This window comes from Gardnerella sp. DNF01205, assembly GCF_049244135.1.
GTDB classification, from domain to species: Bacteria; Actinomycetota; Actinomycetes; order Actinomycetales; family Bifidobacteriaceae; genus Bifidobacterium; species Bifidobacterium leopoldii.
On the sequence record NZ_CP058378.1, the window covers coordinates 935,008 to 953,584 of the forward strand.

At 36.9% G+C, this 18,577-nt stretch carries 14 protein-coding genes, 4 tRNA genes and 1 riboswitch; of the genes, 13 read left to right on the forward strand and 5 right to left on the reverse strand.

What is annotated here, in order from left to right; genetic code table 11:
- The first annotated feature begins 118 nt into the window (after positions 1-118).
- Positions 119-2,725 (forward strand): ATP-dependent Clp protease ATP-binding subunit, encoded by a 2,607-nt coding sequence (locus HXT47_RS03935; protein WP_410299635.1) that lies wholly within the window; start codon positions 119-121, stop codon positions 2,723-2,725.
- 83 nt (positions 2,726-2,808) lie between these two features.
- Here HXT47_RS03935 and HXT47_RS03940 read toward each other — a convergent pair whose 3' ends face one another.
- From HXT47_RS03940 to HXT47_RS03950, 3 genes are all read right to left on the reverse strand, one after another.
- Positions 2,809-2,973: a type IIL restriction-modification enzyme MmeI gene (locus HXT47_RS03940; protein ID WP_223293642.1), complete on the reverse strand. Its 165-nt coding sequence runs from the start codon at positions 2,971-2,973 to the stop codon at positions 2,809-2,811.
- An 81-nt stretch (positions 2,974-3,054) separates the two neighbouring features.
- On the reverse strand, positions 3,055-3,381 hold the full coding sequence (locus HXT47_RS03945) for a type II toxin-antitoxin system RelE/ParE family toxin (RefSeq protein ID WP_004119526.1): 327 nt from the start codon (positions 3,379-3,381) through the stop codon (positions 3,055-3,057).
- On the reverse strand, positions 3,378-3,692 hold the full coding sequence (locus HXT47_RS03950; protein WP_421788874.1) for a type II toxin-antitoxin system RelB/DinJ family antitoxin: 315 nt from the start codon (positions 3,690-3,692) through the stop codon (positions 3,378-3,380). The genes HXT47_RS03945 and HXT47_RS03950 overlap by 4 nt, the downstream gene beginning before the upstream one ends.
- Positions 3,693-4,679: 987 nt before the next feature.
- On the opposite strand from HXT47_RS03950, the gene HXT47_RS03955 reads away from it, so the two are divergent.
- The 8 genes from HXT47_RS03955 to HXT47_RS03990 all read left to right on the forward strand — a co-directional run bounded on the left by HXT47_RS03955 (position 4,680) and on the right by HXT47_RS03990 (position 15,519).
- Complete coding sequence (locus tag HXT47_RS03955) at positions 4,680-5,678, forward strand: hypothetical protein (protein WP_004119533.1); 999 nt, start codon at positions 4,680-4,682, stop codon at positions 5,676-5,678.
- Complete coding sequence (locus HXT47_RS03960) at positions 5,656-9,732, forward strand: DEAD/DEAH box helicase family protein (protein ID WP_421788875.1); 4,077 nt, start codon at positions 5,656-5,658, stop codon at positions 9,730-9,732. The genes HXT47_RS03955 and HXT47_RS03960 overlap by 23 nt, the downstream gene beginning before the upstream one ends.
- 124 nt (positions 9,733-9,856) lie before the next feature.
- Positions 9,857-10,408 (forward strand): AAA family ATPase, encoded by a 552-nt coding sequence (locus tag HXT47_RS03965; RefSeq protein WP_421788876.1) that lies wholly within the window; start codon positions 9,857-9,859, stop codon positions 10,406-10,408.
- A gap of 78 nt (positions 10,409-10,486) precedes the next feature.
- The gene (locus HXT47_RS03970) at positions 10,487-11,383 is read left to right on the forward strand and encodes a HamA C-terminal domain-containing protein (RefSeq protein ID WP_004119543.1); all 897 of its coding nucleotides are present in this window, start codon (positions 10,487-10,489) and stop codon (positions 11,381-11,383) included.
- On the forward strand, positions 11,380-13,515 hold the full coding sequence (locus HXT47_RS03975; RefSeq protein WP_004119546.1) for a DEAD/DEAH box helicase: 2,136 nt from the start codon (positions 11,380-11,382) through the stop codon (positions 13,513-13,515). Before HXT47_RS03970 ends, HXT47_RS03975 begins: the two co-directional genes overlap by 4 nt.
- 100 nt (positions 13,516-13,615) lie before the next feature.
- On the forward strand, positions 13,616-13,834 hold the full coding sequence (locus HXT47_RS03980) for a hypothetical protein (protein WP_004119547.1): 219 nt from the start codon (positions 13,616-13,618) through the stop codon (positions 13,832-13,834).
- Between the two features lie 21 nt (positions 13,835-13,855).
- On the forward strand, positions 13,856-14,299 hold the full coding sequence (locus tag HXT47_RS03985) for a hypothetical protein (RefSeq protein WP_004119548.1): 444 nt from the start codon (positions 13,856-13,858) through the stop codon (positions 14,297-14,299).
- Positions 14,300-14,745: 446 nt separating this feature from the next.
- Positions 14,746-15,519 (forward strand): helix-turn-helix domain-containing protein, encoded by a 774-nt coding sequence (locus HXT47_RS03990; RefSeq protein WP_004119551.1) that lies wholly within the window; start codon positions 14,746-14,748, stop codon positions 15,517-15,519.
- Between the two features lie 1,218 nt (positions 15,520-16,737).
- On the opposite strand, the gene HXT47_RS03995 is transcribed toward HXT47_RS03990, so the two are convergent.
- Both HXT47_RS03995 and HXT47_RS04000 read right to left on the reverse strand, forming a co-directional pair.
- Positions 16,738-17,040, reverse strand: coding sequence for a hypothetical protein (locus HXT47_RS03995; protein ID WP_004574237.1), 303 nt, complete (start codon positions 17,038-17,040; stop codon positions 16,738-16,740).
- 3 nt (positions 17,041-17,043) lie between these two features.
- Positions 17,044-17,199, reverse strand: a complete 156-nt coding sequence (locus HXT47_RS04000; protein WP_421788877.1) for a hypothetical protein — start codon at positions 17,197-17,199, stop codon at positions 17,044-17,046.
- 489 nt (positions 17,200-17,688) lie between these two features.
- Here HXT47_RS04000 and HXT47_RS04005 point away from each other — a divergent pair.
- The 4 genes from HXT47_RS04005 to HXT47_RS04020 all read left to right on the forward strand — a co-directional run bounded on the left by HXT47_RS04005 (position 17,689) and on the right by HXT47_RS04020 (position 18,074).
- Positions 17,689-17,761, forward strand: a tRNA-Gly gene (locus tag HXT47_RS04005).
- 28 nt (positions 17,762-17,789) lie between these two features.
- Positions 17,790-17,860: transfer RNA gene (locus HXT47_RS04010), tRNA-Cys, on the forward strand.
- A gap of 30 nt (positions 17,861-17,890) precedes the next feature.
- Positions 17,891-17,962: transfer RNA gene (locus HXT47_RS04015), tRNA-Val, on the forward strand.
- A 39-nt stretch (positions 17,963-18,001) separates the two neighbouring features.
- Positions 18,002-18,074 (forward strand) — tRNA-Val (locus HXT47_RS04020).
- A 258-nt stretch (positions 18,075-18,332) separates the two neighbouring features.
- Positions 18,333-18,422, forward strand: a riboswitch (TPP riboswitch).
- Positions 18,423-18,577 lie beyond the last annotated feature (155 nt).

An 18,577-nucleotide genomic window follows, 5' to 3' on the forward strand; every position in this document is an offset into this window, starting at 1 on the left:
TCATCATGCATGACTATTGTGATGCTATGGAATGCTGTACGAATGAGTAAGTATATACGACGCTTCGCGTCATGGCGACTCGTTACCATGGAATGAAAGAAAAGAACGGAAGGCAGTTATGTTTGAACGGTTCACTGATCGCGCACGACGCGTGATTGTGCTAGCTCAGGAAGAGGCTCGCTCACTTCAGCACAATTATATTGGTACTGAGCATATTTTGCTCGGGCTTATTCGCGAAGGTGAGGGCATTGCCGCGAAAGCGTTAAGCTCAAAAGGCGTAGACCTAGAAGGCACTCGCAAACAGGTTGAAGAGATGATCGGCAAAGGCACTGTTTCGCCTGCTGGTCATATTCCTTTTACGCCTCACGCTAAGCAAGTGCTTGAACTGAGTTTGCGTGAAGCTCTTCAGCTTGGTCACAGTTATATTGGTACTGAGCATATTTTGCTAGGGCTTATACGCGAAGGCGAAGGAGTTGGCACGCAAGTACTTATAAAGATGGAAGTTGATCTTGGAGACTTGCGAAGCACTACTGTTGATTTAATTCGTGGAGATAATGCTCCTAACGGTAGCGAGAAGGGCGAGTTAGCTAATGCTGGAAGTGTGCAAGATAAGCGAAATCAATCTGGCTCTGCTCTTCTTGATCAATTTGGACGCAATTTAACATTTGAAGCTCAAGAAGGAAAGCTCGATCCTGTTATAGGTCGTTCTGAAGAAATTGAACGCGTTATGGTTGTACTTAGCCGACGCACGAAGAATAATCCTGTGCTTATTGGCGAGCCTGGAGTTGGTAAGACTGCAGTTGTAGAAGGTCTCGCACAGAAAATCGTTGAAGGCGATGTGCCTGAAACGTTAAAAAATAAGCAAGTTTATTCGCTAGACTTAGGTTCAATGATTGCAGGATCTCGCTATCGTGGCGATTTCGAAGAGCGCTTGAAGAAAGTGCTTAAAGAAATTAAAACACGCGGCGATATTGTGCTTTTTATTGATGAAATTCACACTATTGTTGGAGCAGGTTCTGCTGATGGAGCTCTTGGCGCATCCGATATGCTTAAACCAATGCTTGCGCGTGGAGAGCTACAGACAATTGGTGCTACTACTACTGACGAGTATCGCAAGTATATTGAAAAAGATGCTGCTTTGGAGCGTCGTTTCCAGCCGATTCAAGTTCCAGAACCTACAATTGCTGAAACTATTGAGATTCTTAAGGGATTGCGTTCTCGCTACGAAAATCACCATCATGTAACTATTACCGATGGAGCTTTACAGTCTTCTGCTGAGCTTTCTGATCGTTACATTCAAGATCGTCACCTTCCAGATAAGGCTATTGATCTTATTGATGAAGCTGGTGCGCGCTTGCGTATTAAGCGCTTGACTCAGCCACCTGAGCTCAAAGAATTAAACCATAAGATTGCTAAGATTTCCGAAAAGAAAGATGAAGCAATCAAGCAGCAAGATTTTGAAGAAGCTGCCAATCTTCGCGACGATCAAGAAAAGCTTGAGAATGAAGCTGCAGAGAAGGAAAAGGCTTGGCGCGAAGGCGAGTCTAACGTCAAGATGGTTGTTGACGAAGACATGATCGCTTCCGTTGTTTCAAGCACTACAGGCATTCCTGTAGTAAAGCTTACTCAAGCGGAATCGCAGAAGCTTCTTCAAATGGAATCTGAACTTCACAAGCGTATTGTTGGTCAAGATGAAGCTGTGTCTGCTTTAGCTCGCTCGATTCGTCGTGCTCGAGTTGGTTTGAAGGATCCTAAACGTCCTTCTGGCTCGTTTATTTTTGCCGGTCCTACTGGAGTTGGTAAAACTGAGCTTGCCAAGGCACTCGCAAACTTCTTGTTTGATGACGATAATGCCTTAATTAGAGTTGACATGTCAGAGTTTGCAGAAAAGTACGCCGCGTCTAGGCTTTTCGGTGCTCCTCCTGGATATGTTGGATATGAAGAAGGCGGCGAGCTTACTGAAAAAGTTCGCAGAAAGCCATTCTCCGTGGTGCTTTTCGACGAGATTGAAAAAGCTCATCCAGATATTTTCAACACGCTTTTGCAAGTACTCGATGACGGTCACTTAACAGACGGTCAGGGTAGAAAAGTGGACTTTAAGAATACGATTATTATTCTTACCACCAATCTTGGTACTCGCGATATTGCGAAGGCTGCAAACACTGGCTTTACACTTGGAAATAACGCTGATTCCACGTATCAGCGCATGAAAGATCAGGTTAATTCTGAGCTTAAGCGTCATTTCCGTCCAGAGTTCTTAAACCGTTTGGACGACACTATTGTGTTCCGTCAGCTTACAGAGCCAGAAGTTCGTAAAATTGTTGACATGGACGTGAAGTTGCTTAACGACAGGCTGTTTGACCGTCACATGTCTCTAGAAATTACGGATGCCGCTAAGAATTTGCTTGCACAGAAAGGCTTCGATCCTTTGCTCGGTGCGCGTCCGTTGCGTCGCGTAATTCAGCGAGATATTGAGGATACTATTTCTGAAAAGATTTTGCTTGGTGAACTTTCTGACGGCGAACACATTAAGGTGGATGCTGAAGGCGAAGGATTGCTGGGGGAGTTCACAATTAAAGGCGAAAAGTTTGAGACAATAGACACAACTGCTGTTGTTGCTACTGAAGAGAACAAATCTGAGGAAAATAAGTCTGAAGATAGCGAAAAGGAATATAGCGCAGATAAAGAAGATATTACTGCTAAAGAAGATAGCAGCAAAGAATAAGTAATCTACGCAATAACTAACTGAATACACTAAAAGCCCGGCGCGTAAATCTCGTCGGGCTTTTCTACTTATTTAACTTAAATTCATTCTTGAGTCATGCGAATATAGGATTTGAAGAGAATTTCCAAACGCTCGTCATTATTGGAGCAAGGCTTTGTAGCACCAAAAGCAACGTCTACTATTCTATCTAGCTCGTCATGAGCTTTGCGCAAATCTTGAGGCATGTAGGTCGGATCAAAAAAGTTCATTGGCACCAAGTCATGATTTTGACCATATAAAACGTTACATTGGACTTTTAGAAAGATATGTCACATATTGTCGAATTTCCATTATTTGTTGTTGATAATATTTTCAATGTTTCTGCCTGCATAAAAGATACGAACAACCATTACGCTACATTTATCTTCATCTACGAGGTAAAAAGCTGTGTAGTTATCTATGTGAACCCTGCGTATTCCCATAGAATGCCACGGCTCCCACTCTACAAGCGTATATCGCATAGGCATAGTCTCAAGAGAACGTATAGCATGCTTAATGCGGTTGACTTGTTTTTCAGCTGTTTTAGGAACTTGTAAATTAAAGCGAATGTATTCGTATAGCCCAGTGAGATCAAGGAACGCTTGTGGAGAATAAATGACGCTATAGGTTGTGCTCATACGCCGTATTCCTTAGCGAAGAATTGGTCTACTTCATCTGCACTATAAGATTTGCCAGTCGAAAGTGAGTTGATGCCTTTTTGCAATTCCTTATCCAACTCATCTCTTGTTAAGTTGCCTAAAGCAAGCGGTTTTTCTTGCGTATTAGTCGGCAGACGAAGTTCAAATGGCATGCCTTTTTGTAAAACGATTTGACTATAAAGCATTTGGATTGCTGAAGATGGTGTTATTCCAAGCTGGTTCAATATGCTTTCAGCGTTTTCTTTAAGATTTGTATCGATTCTTGCATATACAGCATTCGTATTTGTCATTGTGTTTGCGTCCTTTCTTCACTCATTTTACAAAATAGTTGCAAGCATACGCAAGCAATTGAAAGCAAAAGTTTAATCACTATTCAGATTATAGCTTTCCGTTGTTGGTTTAGGTGTTTTGCGTACTTTAGGCGGTTTTGCGTACTTAGCGAAGGCTATCCTAAAAAGTTTAGCGCGCTGCGGCTTTAAGCTGGTTGATTCAGAAAGTAGTACGTAGCAATCGTCAAACACTGTTACTTTCTCAGATAGTTGACTGAGAATTTAACGGTGTTTAGATCTTGGCTTATGCCCCCAATAATATTCACCAGATTGGCTTTACACACTTTTTGGCCTATAAACCCAATGCTTAAATTGCAGAGACGCTTATCAAAAAAGAACTCCCAGATTTGAGCACTGTTAGTAGGCTTAGGGGGCTGCTGTCATCAGGGAGTTTATCACTATTTCTAGATATTAGCTATTACTATTCAACTACTCAAAATAAAAGAGGGAGCCGAAACTATGTCAGCTCCCACAGGTGTGTGTCCGCAAACGCACACCGCAATTACATTTTCATTGTACCTTATAGTCTTTAAAAAGCTAATTAATCCATCAATAACACTTCCTATAGTGAAGTGAGCTTGTCGTACATATAAGCGTATACAAATTTTGACGTTTTTACAAATTTTATGACTATGTTGTTGCAGCCATAATTTTTAAATATAATAAAAATATATTTATCTGATTATTTTTCTCATACCGAGTAGGGATATGTGATATTTATATGTAATTTATAGGGGGAAGAATAAGAATTATAAGCAGATTATATCGATACAAGATAACTGTATGTAAAATATAATTTAAGAAGAGAGTCATTGCGGCAGTAATTTGATTACTAAGTTTAAGGGGAAAAGAGCTTGATTATATAATATATCAACAAAATTATTTGCCTCGTTTGACTAAAAATTGAAGACTTATTGAAACGGTGGTTGATTTTAAGGAAATGAGTAAATGAGTAAATCAATTCTTGATTATGCTTTTGAGCAAAATGTTGATGAACAAACATTGTATGAGAAATATCCTAAGGTTTTCTCTGCTTTATTGTTAGATCATACAACAAAACGCAATATTTGCTGGGCAACTAACGATTATAAAAATTATGGTCATATTCATCAAGCGCATTCCGAAATAACCATTGCTTCAATTACTGGTAAATATGCAGGGTTGATTGCACCTAGAACATCAAAATCTCGCGAATTGCAAACATCCCGAACTAAAAATAAGGCTGAGGTATTTACCCCATCTTGGATTTGCAATGAACAAAATAATATTGTTGATGAAGCATGGTTTGGTAGATCTAATGTTTTTAATCGTACTAATGACAAAAGTTGGACTTCTACCACAGAAAAAATTGAGTTTTCAGATAATCGCTCAAAAAATTGGATGGCGTATGTAGATGAACGTCGAATGGAAATAACATGTGGAGAGGCTCCTTATTTAGTTAGCAGATATGATGCAACAACTGGCGAAATAATTCCACTTAAGCAACGTATCGGACTTTTGGATCGCAAGCTTAGAGTAGTTAAAGAGAACACTAGTGATGAAATAGATTGGCTCAAGTGGTCTAAACGTGCATTTGAATCTATATATGGTTTTGAATATCAAGGAGATAGCCTGCTTCTAGCAAGAGAAAACCTTCTTGCAACATATGTTGATTATATGCGTGATTCACTTAATAGAAAACCTACAGAATCAGAGCTTTTAAGCATAGCAACTATTATTTCTTGGAACATCTGGCAAATGGATGGACTTACAGGATATCCGCCTTATTGTAGTGAGATACATGCAAATACTCAGCCAACTTTATTTGATTTTGAAGAAACTGAAAAAAATATAGACTCTCAAACTTCAACATCCTGCCAAATAAAAGATTGGCGCACTAATAAAACCAACACATTTAATGACTTACTTTTACAGGAGAAAAACAATGAAGCAAGTAGACAATCTTGAATTGCTAGATAATATTATTTTTGGAAGAGTTACACCTCACATTTATGCTTTCCAAACAGGCACAATTCCCAACTATCTAAAAGTTGGAGATACCTATCGTCCTGTCAGCATTCGATTAAAGGAATGGGAGCACAAGTTCCCAGATTTGAAGAAAGAATATGAACATACAGCAACAGTGACTGACGATGTCTATTTTCGTGACCACGCTGTTCATCATTACTTAGAAGTATCTCTTGGCAAAGAACGATTAAAACCACAAGATTTACCAAAAAAGGATCTATACTATAGCCGTGAATTTTTTAAAGATGCTACTCCTTCTGACATTGATGAAGCCATAAACGATATTTGTGAAAAATATAGTGAACATAGTGATAAATATGCCTACTATGATTCCAATGAGCGCTTGGCTGTTACAGTACACTATGAACGAGGTGCAAAGTGGACACTACGCCCGAATCAACAAGAAGCGGTTGATAATTTTATAAAAGCAGTGAACTTGGGGCGTACAAATCTTTTAATGTATGCTGTTATGCGATTTGGCAAATCATTCACATCACTTGCATGCGCCAAAGCCATAAATGCAAAGACTGTGCTTATTGTTTCTGCTAAAGCAGACGTTCGTGAAGAATGGAAGAAGAACGTAGAACAACCCGGCAATTTTGAAGGCTACAACTTTTTAACTTCAAAAGAATTATTAGAGAACGATAACGCAATTTCAGATATTCATGCCAAAGATGAAACGGCAGTTATTTTCCTAACATTACAAGACTTGCAAGGTACTGAGATTAAGGCAAAGCATGCACAAGTCTTTGAAAATAAAATTGACTTATTAATTGTTGATGAAACACATTTTGGTGCCCGTGCTCAAAGTTATGGCGAGATTTTGCGCAATGTGCAAACAGACGAGAAAAAAGACCTAAAAGACAATATTAAGTTTCTTGATAAGCAGGAAGATGACCAAATAGATCTGGAAGATGCCAATAAGCAAATCAAGGAATTAAAGGCTAAAGTGCGGTTGCACCTCTCCGGAACACCTTATCGCATATTAATGGGTTCAGAATTTGAGCCAGAAGATATTATTTCTTTTGTTCAATTTACAGATATCGCTCATGAACAGGAAGCTTGGGATGCTGAAAACTTAGATAAGGATGATGTTGAGGAATGGGACAACCCTTATTTTGGTTTTCCCCAAATGATTCGTTTTGCTTTTCACCCAAGTAAGCGGGCTATAGAAAAAATGAATGAGCTGAAAAAGCATGGTGTAAGTCTTGCTTTATCTGCTCTCTTTAAGCCGCAATCCATTAGAAAAGACACAAAAACAAATGCGCATCAAAAATTTGTACATGAAGATGAAGTTTTTGACCTTCTAAAAATTATCGATGGTACTTCTAGTGACTCAAAACTTTTAGGATTTTTAGACTACGATAAAATTAAGCAAGGTCAAATGTGCAGGCATATTGTAATGGTTTTGCCATATTGTGCTTCTTGCGATGCAATGGAAAAGCTAATTTCAGATCATGCTTTAGAATTTAAGAATCTCGGCGAGTATGAGATTTTAAATATTTCAGGCGTAGAATCACAACACTACTTCCACGCGCCAACAGATATTAAAAATCGTATTGCAAAACTTGAATCAGAAGGTAAAAAGACGCTCACTTTAACAGTAAATAGAATGCTTACTGGCTCAACTGTTGAGCAATGGGACACTATGATTTATCTAAAAGATACAGCGAGTCCGCAAGAATACGATCAAGCAATATTTCGCTTACAAAACCAATATGTTCGTGAATTAAGTGACGGCACAAAAGTTATAAAAGAGTGCCTAAAACCGCAAACTCTGCTGGTAGATTTTGACCCACATCGTCTTTTTACTATGCAGGAGCAAAAATCTTTAATTTACAATGCCAACACTGAAAAGAATGGTAATTCATTGCTTGACAAGCGTATTGCTGACGAGCTTCTTATATCGCCAGTTATTACAATGAATCATAATCGCTTAGAACAGGTGCAAGCTACTGATATCTTAAAAGAGGTTAGCCACTACAACAATTCTCGTTCAATTACCGACGAGGTAATGGATTTACCGATAGATCTCTCAATCCTAAATAACAAGCATATGCGGGATGTAATTGAAGCACAAAATCCATTTGGATCTAAGGCAGGCTTAACTCTGGAAGCCCATGCAAGTGAAACAGATGGGCAGGATTTTGATGTCAATGATGACGCAGATGACGCGCTGGATGATTATAATGATGACGCAGAGCCACAGAGACAGTCACCTCTCACAGCTATAACAGATGATAAAGAAATCAAAGACTTAGAAAACAAGATACGCACGTATTATCAGCGCATCCTCTTCTTCTCGTTCCTTTGCCCAGAATCAGTAAGGTCACTGGACGACATTTTAGAAACATTGCATCACGGTAAAAATAATAGAATTGCTCAAAATCTAGGTATCAATACGTATGATATCGAGGTTTTGCGAAATTCACTCAATGCTTTTAAGCTCAGTGCATTAGATTATAAAATCCAAAATATATCTACACTTGCCACTGACGAAAACTTAAAGCCCCTTGAGCGTGCTGTAACTTCACTTGCCAAATTTAGCCGTATGTCTGCTTCTGAAATCATAACTCCCATAAAAGTGGCAGATGAAATGGTGGAGATGCTCTCCGAAGACCAATTGCGCAACATCATTAAATCAGGTAAAAAATTACTTGATATTGCATCAAAAGCAGGCGAATATACAGTAGCACTCGCAAAACGTTTACAGGCATTAGGCTTTACGCTTGAAGAAATAAGAAACAGCATCTACGCTATTCCTACTTCAAGCGTTGCATATGAGTTCACAAGACGTTTCTACGAAATACTTGGACTAAATACTGCTTGTATTGCTAAGAACTTTACAAGCTACGACCTTCTCGATATTAAAACAAATAACGAGGAGGTGGACTATAATCGAATAATTGAACTTCTCAGTCAGAAGAAAGATTTTGATGAGATTACATTACAAGATAACATTCAAGGGGGTGAAAAAGTGGAATTTGGAGCAATCGTAGGAAATCCGCCGTATCAGGAAAATTCAAAAGATACTAGCGATAAACCTATTTACCCAATGTTTATGGATTTGTCTCATTACTTGTCCTATTTAGTTTGTCTTATTACTCCAGCAAGATTTTTATTTAACGCTGGAAAGACAGATAAATCCTGGAATCTTAAGATGCTTAATGATAAGCATCTTAAGGTTAGCAAGTATATTGCTAAATCAACAGATACATTTCCAGATGTGGATATTAAAGGTGGGTTAGCTATAACAGAGCGAAACAAGACAGCATCGTTTGGTGCAATTGATACATTTAGCGCGTTCCCTGAATTGAATATTATTCTTCACAAAGTAAAGAAATCAAAAGACTTTGTTGGGTTGGATAAGAGCGTTGTACTTCAGAATAAATTTAATTTAAAAAAGCTTTATCAAGATCATCCAGAATTTAAAAATATTATAGGAAGTAATGGCAAAGAAAAGCGTTTAACAACGCCAATCTTTTCACAGCTGTCCGTTTTTACTGATAGTCAGCAAACGGAAAATGATGTACAAATTTTAGGTTTGATAAAAAACAAGAGAGAATATAAATGGATTAATCGTAATTATTTAGAAGAACACAAAAATCTTGATTACTATAAAGTTATCGTACCTGCGTCAAATGGAACAGGCGCGATTGGTGAAATATTAAGTACACCTCTAATTGGTGAACCCCTAATTGGTGTCACGCAATCATTTATTACCATTGGTACTTTTGATTGCTATGAAGAAGCTAATGCAGCGTATAAATATATCAAAAGCAGGTTTGCTCGTACTATGCTTGGTACGCTAAAGATTACACAACATAACCATACGGAAACTTGGTCTAATGTTCCAATACAGGATTTCACTAGCTCGTCCGACATAGACTGGTCAAAATCCATTGATGATATCGATCGGCAACTTTACCGCAAGTATGGTCTTAATGATGAAGAGATTGCCTTTATTGAAGAAAAAGTACAGCGTATGGAATAGTACGAGGTATGCCATGGAAAATAAAAGCAAACTAATCCATTTACTTGATGCTTGCGCAGATCGTCTTCTATACACTTATCGCACAGCACACAAGAAAAAGGACTATTAAACACTAGGGCTGCAGATGATTACAGATGTAAATATTTACCAACATGTTCCATTTAATAGAGATTCTGAAATGTCGAAATTGGACAAAATACAGCCAATATGTTTTATATTTGGATCTAATGGATCAGGGAAGACTACAATTAGTCAGTTTATTAAAGATAAAACCGATGAGAATTCCGATGATACAACATGGGATGAGCGTTCTAATACCAAGGTATACGTTTATAATCGCAATTTTGTTAGAAAAAATTTTTTGAGTGGTACAACAATACCTGGTGTTTTTACTATTGGTCAGGAAGAAGTTGCTGCTAAACAAGAAATAGAACGATTGTCGAATGAAATTAAGAAAGAATCTGTAAAATTAGAAAACTGCAAAAACAATTTAAAAGATGCAGAGGAAGAAAAGCAAAGTATTGAAAAACGAATTGCTGACAAATACTGGGAAGTAAAAACCTCGCTTCCACAAGATTTAGACAAACAGTGGGCGAATGTAAAAGGTAAGCAAGATTTTAAAAAACTTATTGATGAGAATATTGAAACAAAATTATATTTGAATAATTATTTATAGCATGTTGAATATAATCGTTAGAGAAGTTATAAATTATTAGAATTCATATTAAATAAAAACTAAAAGAAAGGAGAAGAAATGAGTCATATTTATTCAGAGAATATAAAAATTAATGATGAATTACATATTTACTATATAAGTTTTGATTTACTTGATAGTGGCTATTGCCAGTCAAAAGATAAATTTTATGATGAGTTATTTAACGATATACCTGCTTTTGCCTTTGGAACAGACGTAATGAATATGAAAAAAGATACAATAGGATTGGTTCCAACTGTAAGAGAGGCTTTGAAGAAAATATATTCTATTAAAGAAATCCAAGAAGCTAGTAGAGAATATTTAGATTCTAAATCTACAGAAGATAAATATATCAAAAGAGGTGAATTTGGCGAATTACTACTATATCATATCTTACATGAGTATTTTGGTGCAGATTCATTAATTTCTAAAATATATTTTAAAGACAGTATTAACGGTGTCGCACATGGTTTTGATGCAGTACATGTAGACACTGATAAAAAAATTATATGGTTGGGAGAATCTAAGCTATATAGAAATCCAACTACAGCAATTGATGAACTCGTAAAAGATGTAATGAGTCATTGTAATGTTAATTTTCTAGAAGATGAATTCCAAATTATAACAAATAGAATATGTGACTCTAAAACTGCATGCGATGATTATATTTTAAAACTGTTGGATTATCGTACGAAAAATCTTGAAAAATTAGCAAATATTAACATTTGTCTGTTTGCTGCATTTGAAAGTAACAGCTTAGTTCACTTCAATGAAGTTAATTTCAAAGAAACATTAAAAGAAGAAGTTAACAAATTATATGATAGAATGGATAAATCGTTGAGTAAGCACAAATGGAAGGAACATCTTAATGTTTATTTGTTAGCATTTCCTTTGGATAATAAGAGAGAATTCGTATCTTCTCTTCATCAAAAATTAAAAGGAGGCCAACAAATATGAGTAATAATGATGTTGAATTTAATGTTAATTTTTTAAAAGATTTTGAATATAATTGGGAGTGTGCTAAATATTGTACCTCGGTTATAGATACGTCTAAAGCAAGAACTTTTCTGATAAATATATTAGAAAATTGGGAACAAGTCAATGACGACATCAAACCTATTTGGCTGGATTTGATTGAAAGAGCTGGGTTTTATCCTTACTACATTGATAAAATCAAAAGTGTTAAAAGTTATAATCAATCTTTACAATCTAGCATTCGTAGTGCTTTTTTCAAATCAGATTTTTTAAATGGCGTATATTTTCATGAAAAGCAAAAAGAAATTGAAATAGCAGTTAGTTTAAAGAAAAATATTGCAGTTAGTGCTCCAACAAGTTTTGGCAAAAGTCTTCTTATTGAAGAATTTGTTGCTAGAAAACAATATAAAAATATTTTAATAATTCAACCTACACTTGCTCTAATTGACGAAACAAGAAAAAACATGAGCAAATACCGAGACTATTACAACATTGTTATAAGCACAAATCAAAAAGCGGCAGAAAATAATATATTTATATTAACTGCGGAAAGAGTCCTTGACTATACAAGTTTACCAAAAATTGATTTTTTTGTTGTTGATGAATTCTATAAAGTTAGCAGTTTGAGAAATGACGATAGAATAGATGCTCTAAATATTTCTATAATGAAGATTATGGAACACAAGCCTCAAGCTTTGTTTTTGACTCCTTGCGTAAATTCGCTTTCAGACAAATTTATTGAAAAATATAATGTTGAATTTTTTAAAACGGATTATTCATTAGTTAATACCAATATAAAGGAAGTTCGTAAAAATAATAGACCTTTGAAAGGTAATCAAAAAAAGCGTGAACTATTTAAATTACTTGAAAAATTAAAAAAACCAAGTATAGTGTATGTAAAATCACCAAATGAAGCCTATAAATTAGCTAATGAATACATAGCTTATTTAAAACCTACTAATTTTTGTAATAGTAGATTGCCAATATTTGAATGGATTGATGAAAATATATCTACTGAATGGAATCTTAAAAAACTTATGGAGAATGGAATAGGAGCTCACAATGGAGCTTTGCCTAGACATATAGTTTCTTCCGAAATTGAAATGTTTAATAAGGGAATCCTTTCAATTATGTTTGCAACCGCGTCATTAATAGAAGGTGTGAACACTATTGCAAAAAATATTTTAATATATAGCCAAAATAAAGGAAATAGTCGTATTGATTTTTTTGACTTTTCTAATATTAAAGGTAGAGCAGGTAGAATGGGAAAGTACTACACTGGAGATGTTTATTTATTTAATGAAGAATTGCAGCATGAAGAATTTTCAATTGATGTTCCTTTTGTTGATCAATATAACATATCAGATGAGATATTATTCAGTATACCTGACGAATACGTTGAAAATAAAAATAGAAAAAAGCTATTGACTTCAAACATGCCAGTAGATCTACAGAAAATAATTAGAAAAAATATAATTTCTGTTGAGGGACAGAAGAATTTATATAATTATATTAAAGCAAATGTTGATAATTTGTCTTATTTAAAGTGGACTGGAATTCCGTCGTACAATGATTTATGGAAGACTCTTTATTTAGCATACAAATATTTAGATAATAAGGATAATGAAAAATTTGCGCAATCCAAAGCTATAATGTCATTAAACATTGTCAACAAATCGTTAAAAGAAATAATTCTTAAAAGAGAGAATTTTTTAAAGACAAAAAAATCAATTAAAGATCCTCATGAAAAAGCTATAGAAGATGTTCTGAAGTTTGTTAGAAATGATGCTAACTATAAAATTCCAAAATTGCTTTCAGTAGTAGAGTCTATTCAAAAATATACTTTTGAGAATAATTGCAATAATGAATATGGTGACTATAGTGCATTCAATGCTCTTTTAGAGAATGAAAATATAGGTGAAAAATTCAGATTTTTGATAGACTTTGGAGTTCCATCATCTGCTATTAAAAAAATAGAAAATCACTTTAACCAATGCAATGAAATAAATGACGACACAGAAGTAATATCATTTCTGAAACAAAATATTAAAGTTTTAAGAAGAATATTACTGGATTATGAATATTATCTTTTGGAAAGAGCTTTAGGCATTTAATATAGTTTACATGCCAAAGATTTTTCAATTTATTCGTTTGATTCAGGTGAACGTTTTGAGCCTGATTTCATACTCTTTATTCGTGAGAAAGAGTATGAGGATGTTAAAAACATATCAAGCATATGTTGAGCCTAAAGGTAGTCAACTTTTATTTGAAGATGAGTGGAAAGAAAAATTCTTAGGGCAGATTGAGAACAACTACAAGATTAACGATATTTTAGGAAGAGGATACAAGATTATAGGTCTTCCATTCTTTAATCAAGAAAACAGAATGTCTGAATTCGACAAAGTACTAAACGATTTAGTATCAAAATTATAGTGAAAGGTCTGCGTGTATATTATGTCTCCAGAATTAATCATTTCTTCTACTTCAGTAATAGTTGCTTTAATTGCTATTTTCTTCGCTTGGAAATCAGCACGCGAAGCTCACATAGCTAATGATAAATCAGAAGAAGCAAACAAAATAGCACGACAAGCCCTAGATTTACAAAGACGTTTAGCTCCAGCACCTTGGAGTGAAATTATCCGAAGTAGCCCAACAAAAAATCTAATAAAAAATACGTCTGGGCATAATTCAATAATTACATCAATTGAGGCAATTCCTGAAAGCGCATCCTGGTTACTTAAAATTGACAGAAGTATGCCAATATGTGTAAATAATGGAGATTCTTTTCAATTATCGATTACACGAGTTGCGTGGGGTAATTTAGAATCTATCAAAATACAATGGCATTATGAGGACGACCCTGACTCTACACATGAGATTACTAGAAACGTGAATTGAGATAAAATTTCTAAAAACCCTCATATTTAACAGAAACAAGTGTGTGTTAGAATTTCTATAATCCTGCGCTATCGCTTGATATCTCATAGGAAGTGGTCAAATTGGTGAAATATTAATATATAGCAGCGCGCAGCTCATTTTATCTACTTAATATATGCAATACGTATTTTGCAATCTTTATTTATATAACCTTCAATCTTTCCAAGAGCAACTACAAAGGTTTCAAATTTAGACAAGAAATGTAACTATCAATCAATCTCTTATTTTTTAGAGGTAACTTTTATGTTGTTTGATTTTATTTTTTCATTGAATTTTAATTTTTAAGTTAAAAATTAGTGTGTTTATTTTTTATTAAGTTTTTATAATTAAACTGAGTATTTTTACAAAACTACTCAGCACGTATCAAAACTGTTTCCTTAGCGCAACAATTTTGATACACTTGCGTTATGTCTATTTTTGTGAATGATACTCTTCTTACGCGTGAGGAAGCTGCAGCCAAGCTAGCAGTTAGCACTCAAAGAGTTAGCGCATTATGCTCTAATCGTTTACTAACAACATACGCATTTGGAAGTAGGAAGATTTTAATTTCACTTGATTCCGTAAATCGTTATAAACAACAAAGCTCTAAAAGCGGTAGGGCATATGCTCCGTCATTAGCTTTTGCTGCATTATTTATGCTTAGCGATTGTGAAGTTTCGTGGATAAATAGACAGCAGAAGTATCGTATAGAAGCATATTTGCGCTCAATTACTCCACAAGAGCTAGTTAATCGTTCCAGAAATCGCGCAAAAACAATGAAGTATTGGTGTAGAAAATCGCGTTTGGTAGAACTTTCAAAGCACTTAATACTTTCAGCTGCAACCGGAAATATGCACACACAATTCCAACTTACGCAAACTGACGAAATAGAAGGATACGTAAGCAGCAACAATTTAGGGGATTTAATAAATAAGTTTCATCTTAAAAAGAGCGAAGATGGCGCAGATAGTTCAATAATTAATGTTAGACTCCGCGTTATCGAAGATTCTGAGGTTTTCGATTTTATTTGCCAAAATGTGTCTTCACACATTACTGAAGGCACACAAGAATCATCAGCAATATCCTTTATGCCAATCGCAGTGTGCGCTGCAGATTTGGCCGAATCTCTTGACGTTCGCGAGCGCCAAGCAGGATTAACTAAGCTCTCAGAACTACTTAATGAATACAATCTCGCAAAATAAAATCTTATATGACAACAAAGTTGTGTAATAAAGCGATAGTTGATACTATCGCAAGAAGGAGTCTTCCTGCGTTGAAAGTCGGCTTCATGCCGTCGGTTGATTTACTCACCTTAGATGTTGTGCAGGCTCCTTTACTTTTGGCTATAACATATGAATCATTAAAGACTATAAAACAGTTGGAATATACGAAAGCTAGTCATACCCTCAAACCAACTCATTACGAGATTAAAGGGTAAGAGGAGCCCTAGCTTTTACTTCGATTCTATCATATGAGTCTTTCCCTGCATATGCGGGGTAATCCTTTCAATAAAGTGCCCTCTCACCGGGGGTACTAGTCTTTCCCTAATACGCAGTGGTAATCCTTGAAACGCAATAAGTAAATAAAGAGTCCCGAACAATCGAAGTGTCCAGGACTCACAATCCACTATAGTCTTTCCCGCATACGCGGGATAGAACCTACACGTGCGGCAAGTGTGGTTGTAGTAGTCTCGTGGCGGACATGATAGCCGCCGCACACGCGGCAGTTAAAACGCATCGCGGCGCATCATACCGCGCGCGCTAATCTTTTTAAAGAGGGTAGGCAAATAAAAAACTTGCCTACCCCTTACTTTTTACTATTGCTTGCTTGACTCAGTTTTAGCTGCTTTATCAACAGTCTCTTTTAACTCTTGCCATGATGTTGGCAGCTCTACGGGGCGATGTGGGCGGCGTGCTGCCCAATTGCGGATCGTATCATAATCCCACGCGGGCTTTGTGGTTAGTACGCCAACCGAGTGTGTTGGTAGTGGTATTAGACCACGTGACTCACTCGCGTTTTGACCTTCTAAGGCGGCGCGCCTAGAGCGCACTAAATACTGGCGCATAGACTCGTAGCTAACACCAAGAAGCCGCGCAATGTCATGTAGTGATACGAGTACTGTTTGTCCGTTCTCGTCTAACATGGTAAGCTCCTTTTATTTTTCTTTGCTACTGCCTGTTAAGCCAGCGGATAAGCCAGCGATGCCAGCTGCTAGAGTGAACCCGATGCCAGCGAATGGCACTTGTAAAATAACGTTTGTTACCGCGGTAATAGCGCAGATAGCTGAAATAATGCCTAATACTCTTGCTCTACTCATAATCGTGTGGAAAGATTGAGGCTAGGGGTTCTAGCCAATATGAGTGGTTGGAACCCCCGTTTTTTGACCTATAACCCCAACATAACACCATGACTCTTCTTGCTCACCGCCTAGCAGTGCCATCAGCCACACGGCAGCGGATAAGCTCCGCCGCGTCAGACGCACTATCAGGCAAAACGATAGGACTACGAGAACGGTTAGCAGCATACGCGCGGATCGTCTCATAATTCCACAATGGCGCTTCTTGCACAATGCCAGCTAGCGCGTCGGGTAGCGGAAAATCCGCGATTGTGAGCGTGCCTGCTTTCTGCTTTTTCCTACTAATCACCAAATACTGGCGAATCGTAGGACGACCAACAGAAAGCAAACGAGCCACATCAAGAGCAGTCAGATACACTTTACCCATTTTCTACCCTTTCTTACTACGCCCCGCTATATAGCCAAAAATGCCAGCATTCAAACTCATAAGCATCGCAAGCAAAGGAAGATGCAATGCAAGCAAAACGCTACATACTGCACACAGTAAACTAACAACACCATAAGGGTTTCTATTAAAAAATTTCATTTCTACATTTTCGATGATATACTAAAGGAAAGCACAGAGCGCAGATGCTAGCTACGCTCCATGCAATCCGCTACTTGCCTTTCTTTATGGCATATAGCGCGGCTATTGAAGTAATTATGACGCCAACAATTGCGAATATTTTATAAGTGACGTAATAATTGTGAGTATATCCATCTTTCAGCTCCTTTCTTTTTTAGCCGTCTTAATAATATTAACACAAAGCGCTAATATTATTAAGTGTAAACACAAAATATCATGAATGCATCACCGCCTCAACGCCACATGCCTCGTACCTACACTCTCACAAAGAACTACATACACTCTCACTTTGAAAGAGCTTGAAATGCACTATGCAATTCCAAGCTCACTTACAACCAGCTTGAGAGCACCAGCGACACGCCAAAATAGGCGAGGGCTTGCATTTGAGAATATTTCGGGTATAGTAGTTACTCGTGCTTCGGCGCTGACATTGTTCAGTAAAGTTGCATTGCGGACATAGCTTAGTTGGTAAAGCGCAACCTTGCCAAGGTTGAGACCGCGGGTTCGAGTCCCGTTGTCCGCTCTAGGTCCGATGAGTTATTCGACCTTACGGTGGGTTAGCCAAGCGGTTAGGCAGCGGCCTGCAAAGCCGTATAGATGAGTTCGACTCTCGTACCCACCTCGATTAAGCGGGTTAGCTTAATACACAACCGGGCGGTTGGCGCAGTGGTAGCGCACTTCCCTGACACGGAAGGGGTCACAAGTTCGAACCTTGTATCGCCCACTCGAAAGGATTGCCTTTCACGCATAATTAAAAAATTTTGGGTGATTGGCGCAGCGGCTAGCGCACTTCCTTCACACGGAAGGGGTCATAGGTTCGATTCCTATATCACCCACAATATGTTCGCAGTGTAGAAGCACTGCGTTTTTTGTTATCTGGCTATTTTTTATTTCCTAACTTACATATGAAAATTTTTCGCAGCCAAACACACATGCAACCACAAATAGAAGCAATATCTCATAGCAGTCAGTCAATCAATCAACCAACCAACCGACCAGCCAAGCAAGCAACCAATCATTTCTTCACAGAAACACACATACTAATGTTCATTTTGAGTTCATTTAATATCGTGCTATACTCGTCCGAGTACAAGTGAAAATTGCAGGGGTACTGGAAACAGTTGAGAAACACCCTTTGAACCTGTTTTGTTAAGACATGCGTAGGGAGCAATTACAATAAGTGATTTCTTTCTGTCACGATTTTCGTGACATCTTGCGTTGCCACAAAGTAGTAGCAATTACACGAGTATCAACTAAACAATTAAAAAAAAAGATTTAAAAAACAATTAAAAACTAAAAACCAAACACCAAAACCAAAAAATATCCGCCTGAATGTCAC